This window comes from Rhizobium sp. BK491, from assembly GCF_014194925.1.
Taxonomy (GTDB): Bacteria; Pseudomonadota; Alphaproteobacteria; order Rhizobiales; family Rhizobiaceae; genus Rhizobium.
This window is the reverse complement of the sequence record NZ_JACIAR010000033.1, coordinates 1-4209: the sequence shown is the minus strand read 5'-3', so window position 1 is coordinate 4209 and position 4209 is coordinate 1. Positions and strand designations below refer to the sequence as shown.

At 55.4% G+C, this 4209-nt stretch carries 2 protein-coding genes and 1 pseudogene; 1 reads left to right on the top strand and 2 read right to left on the bottom strand.

Annotated elements, in window-relative coordinates; all coding sequences use genetic code 11:
• Nucleotides 1–221 precede the first annotated feature (221 nt).
• On the bottom strand, nucleotides 222–641 hold the full coding sequence (locus tag FHX05_RS30145; protein WP_183876536.1) for a hypothetical protein: 420 nt from the start codon (nucleotides 639–641) through the stop codon (nucleotides 222–224).
• A 949-nt stretch (nucleotides 642–1590) separates the two neighbouring features.
• Nucleotides 1591–2804 (bottom strand): IS3 family transposase gene (locus FHX05_RS30140; RefSeq protein ID WP_183876534.1). Its coding sequence is split into 2 segments (ribosomal slippage): nucleotides 1591–2468 and nucleotides 2468–2804, totalling 1215 coding nucleotides; the frame shifts between segments, so codons are not numbered across the junction.
• 87 nt (nucleotides 2805–2891) lie between these two features.
• Between FHX05_RS30140 and FHX05_RS30135 the strand changes: the two are divergent.
• Nucleotides 2892–3996: pseudogene (locus FHX05_RS30135) on the top strand (IS110 family transposase).
• Nucleotides 3997–4209: the final 213 nt, after the last annotated feature.

Sequence of the window (4209 nt, the reverse complement as noted above, 5' to 3'; positions counted from 1 at the left end):
CGTCAATCTCTAATCAGGTTGAGAGCCTGGCTGCCGCGTTCTGAGCAGCCGTGGCAATCGGGCGACGCGACTACCTCAAATTTTGCAACAGAACCCGCGTCGGGACGAAGCCGATCCTCATAGGAATCCGGTGCTCTGTCTTTACCATACAGATAATAATTTATAATATCGTTTAGGCTTAACTGGCTAGCTAATAGGCTCGTCATTGTTTATCTCCAAATTTATTGCTTGCTGCTATGTGTTTCAACGTCACGTCTCTTGCTATTAATTCCGCGGCAGTCAATGTTGTAAACAGCATTGTATGAGTATGATTTGCTCTGTTTAGTGGCTTCAAACCACACATATACATCTGTTGATCCTGCGCCGAAAAATAGCATCGCTATCAAGCCGAGCGCACCATTTGCCAAGTGCGTCTCGCAACAATTCGGATATGCTGCCCGAAATTCCTCAACGGTGTTTATGGTGTTCGGGACCAATTGCCTATCCTCGAGAATTGTGTCCCGAATGGCGATATCGATAAGCATTCCGCGCGTATTAAAGTTGAATTTGCTGTAGCAGAAGCCGATCGTATTCAAGGTCATGAATATAACCAGTGCGCCGATCAGCAATTTGCCGATTGATATGCCCTTGACCCAAGTCACGATCTGGGATCCTCGAATTCTGTTCGAGCCGCCCTCGAGATTGCCGCCTCGCCTATATGATCAGAAATCTCGACAAGCTTTACAGCGTCAGCTTCAGTGGGTAACTGACACGTGGGGTGAGAAAACTGCACGTTGTCACTTCCAGAATGCCAATCCAACGCCAGCATTACATTTTTATCCGTCGGCGAATTGGTCATCGGCTTCCGTCTCCAAAGAAATCAGCTGGTGTCAACATGTAGCGACGGTCGCCGATGCAATGACCTTGAAGCGCACAGTCGCGCTCTCGCCCCGACAAGAAGCAAGAGGGAACGCACACGGAGACGCCCAAAGCTGCCTGCGCTTCATAGGCGACCTACAATCCTGCGGATTAAATTCATATCGCGGAAGAGTCGAAAACCCTTACCAGCGAACGTCGCCCCAACGTTCACTACCAAGTCCCCAAATTGCGCCTCGCCACGCCAGCTTTCTAAAACCGACCATGACTATATTGCCCGTAGCACGAGTAATGGGGCCCCCGCAATTATGCTTAAGCGACAAGTTTGCAACTTTTTAATGAAATTTGCGAAGCGAATACTCAAAATATCCCCGGCCAAGCCTCTATGGGAGGACGCAAGAACATTGCCCCACAATAACAAGTTGCCCAAATAGAGACATCCTGCCGCGGTTGCTTGCCCACTTCGGGGCCAGAACAAGATTAGTGCGAAATCGTACGATAACTGAATTCGTGCGGATTTTCCGTAACTTACGGTCTGCGCTGAAACATGCAGCTTTAGGGTGGAATCCAATTTAGCGCACCGTTTACGGAACGAATGTCGATCGCCAGCATCGCTTTCCCGCCTAAGACCCAATGATCGTCATTCCCTCCCTGTTTTGGAGGTTGGTGGATAGCATAGGCGCTGTCCGTATCACCAACCAGGTGGAGTGCTCCCCATTTCACCGGACATGTCGGCTAGTTTGATTTAGCCCTGATGAACTGCCGAGGGGAAGCCATCTTGAGCGCGGAATGGGGGTGGATTTCGTTGTAGTCTTCGATCCATCCGTCGATGAGCCGGAGCGCCGTTTCGGCGTCTGGCAGAGCTGATATGCGCACGTAATCCCGTTTCAGGGTTTTGACGAATGCCTCTGACATTCCGTTCGACTGGGGGCTGGCGACGGGCGTGAAGCAGGGCGTCAGATTGAGCGCCTGGGCAAACAGCCGCGTGTCCCGCGCGGTATAGGCCGAACCATTGTCGGAGAGATGCTCGATAGCATGCGGGGCTCGGGTTGCGCCGAAGCGTTTCTCGACCGCCTCCAGCATCATGTCGCGCACGTCTGAGCCGGAGATGCCTGCATTGGCGACTGCCGCCCAGGCGATGATCTCGCGGTCGAAGGCGTCGATGATGAAGGCGAGACGAACGACGTCGCCATTCCAGCAGTTAAACTCCAGTCCATCCGAGCACCAGCGCAGGTTCGAGCGCATGACCATGACCTTGCCGTCATGGATTCGCCCCTTGCGAACGGCCGTATGCTTCTCCAGCAACATCGCGTGGTTGCCCATGATGCGATGAACCCGCTTGGCGTTGACGACAGGCTTATCGGCGGCTCGCCTTTCGCGGTTGAGGAGCGCGGCGATCCGCCGATAGCCATAAGTCGGCCTCTGGTCCACCAGCCTGCGGATGATGGGCAGAAGCTCCGCATCCTCAGCCTTTCGATACGACCCGCGCGGCTTTGATCTGCCTTTCAAACGCGCGACGAGGTTGGAGCGGGAGACGCCCAGCGTGTCTGCGACGGCTTTCATCGGGAACCGTCCTTCGGCAACAAGATCGGCCGCGATATCCGTTTTTTTGAGTCTGCTTTCGAAAGTGCTTCGCGGAGTATCTCGACCTCCATGGTCTTGCGTCCGAGCATGCGCTCCAACTCGCGGACGCGATCCTCCAGCTTCTTCACTTCCGAATTGCCCACAACCGGCTCGTCAGAATCCACGGCTGCAGTACCTCCCTCGCTCAGAAGCCTGCGCCACCGGTAAAGCAGATTGGGCGCAACGCCATGGCGGCGAGCGGTGGAAGATACCGTCTCGCCTGGTTCGAAACTCTGCTCAATGATCGTCAGCTTTTGCTCGGTTGTCCACCGCCTGCGGCGGACATCACCCGTCAGCAATTCAACGTGTCGATACTCGTTAGACATAAGCCTGTCCTCAAGTCTGTGCTTGAGCCTTTCTGCTTATGCCGACTGTCCGGTCGAAAGTGGGGGCAGTTCACCAGGAGAGTGACGATGACGCAGATGAAGTTCATTGGCCTCGACGTTCATAAGGAAACAGTCGCGGTCGCTATTGCCGATGCGACCCGCAACGGCGAGGTACGCTTTTACGGCACCATCCCAAATACAGCCGAATCCATCCGACGCCTCTTTGACAGGCTCCACCTCCCCGAAGTCGAACTCCACTTTTGCTATGAGGCTGGCGGATGCGGGTACGGGATCTACCGGCAACTTCGACAACTCGGCGCTTCTTGCGATGTGATCGCTCCGTCAATGATGCCGAAGAAGCCAGGTGACCGGATCAAGAACGATAGGCGAGACGCCGTCACGCTCGCGCGGTTGCTGCGTGCCGGCGAACTAACAGCGATTTGGGTTCCAGATGAAAGCCATGAGGCGATGCGTGATCTGGTCAGAGCCCGCCGACAAGCGAAAGGTGATCTGGTGGCAGCCCGGCAGATGTTGCTGGGTTTCCTGCTGCGGCATGGAGGCAAATTTACTGGAAAGACGAATTGGACTCGCTCGCATTGGCGATGGATGGGAGAACAGTCTTTTGGCTCACCTCAGCAGCAGTTTGTGTTCGGTGAGGGGCGTCAGGCGCATTGAAGAGGCACAGGCCAGGTGCGAACGCTTGGACCAAATGCTTCAGGAAGCGATGGAAGGCTGGTCGATGGCGCCGCTTGTGAAGTCCCTGCAAGCCTTGCGTGGCGTCGGTCTTGTAATCGCAGCGACGCTTGTCACCGAGATCGGTGACCTTACTCGGTTCCAGACGCCAAAGCATCTTATGGGGTGGCTTGGACTGGTTCCCTCTGAGGCATCGAGCGGATCGCGAACGCGGCGCGGGGCGATTACGAAAACTGGCAATGCCGAGGCGCGCGCCATGCTTGTTGAAGCGGTCTGGTCCTATCGTTTGCCTGCTCGCGAGGCGCACCGGTATCGGATGAGGGTCGAGGACCTTCCGGAGGAGATCAAAGCTATCGGTTGGAAGGCCCAGGCCCGACTGTGTCAAAGGTATCGCCGGCTTTCGGCCGCAGGCAAGCCGCAACCGAAAATCATCACCGCTATAGCTCGCGAGTTGGCTGGTTTCGTTTGGGATGTGAGCCGTCACACCCCCTTTGCATAACAGAAACCAGGTGAAGAGACTTCGGGGAGACATCGCAACCTGACCGGCGTGCCGCGAAATCCAGGCATGATGGGAAATCCTCGCCGTACGTTGGAGCGAGCTTCGGCTTATGCCCGTCCTAGGCCGTGTCCCCATAACGGGGTTCATGTTGGTGCTGGTGTGTGATTCAATCTCCAGAAAAGGAGATTGCCATGCGCCGTCATGAATTGACCG